Genomic DNA, 445 nt, shown 5'->3' with positions numbered 1-445 from the left:
GGGTTCGGCCTGCAGATCCATCCCTGCGATTCCAGTTCGCCGCTGCTGGCCGATGAACTGGCTGACTGGGTGCAGCGTTCGCGCCTGGCCGGGCTGGTGCTGACCGCACCGATGTCCGAGCGCCGCGACCTGATCCAGGCGCTGACCGCGCGTGGCATCAAGCTGGTGCGCATCATTGCGGCCACCGAAGATCCGGCCGACGGTGCCTGCGTGTTTGTCGACGACCGCGAGGCCGCCTACGAGATCACCGAACACCTGATCCAGCTGGGGCACCAGCGCATCGGCTTCCTCTGGGGCGGCAGCTCGCACCGCTCCTCGGGCGAACGCTATGCCGGTTATGAGGCCGCGCTGAAGGACTACGGCATGACCGTGGACAAGCACCTGGTGGTGCAGGGCGACTACACCTTCGACGACGGTTTCCGTGGCGCGCGCCGCCTGCTGGCGC

General features: G+C 67.9%; 1 pseudogene. It reads left to right on the top strand.

Features of this window, described 5'->3' with window-relative positions:
- Nucleotides 1-445 (top strand): annotated as a pseudogene (locus C0Z18_RS32495) (LacI family transcriptional regulator); the annotation flags it as partial.

Origin of the sequence: Trinickia dabaoshanensis (assembly GCF_002879885.1) — a bacterium.
Taxonomy (GTDB): Bacteria; Pseudomonadota; Gammaproteobacteria; order Burkholderiales; family Burkholderiaceae; genus Trinickia; species Trinickia dabaoshanensis.
This window is presented reverse-complemented; position numbering and strand designations above follow the sequence as displayed.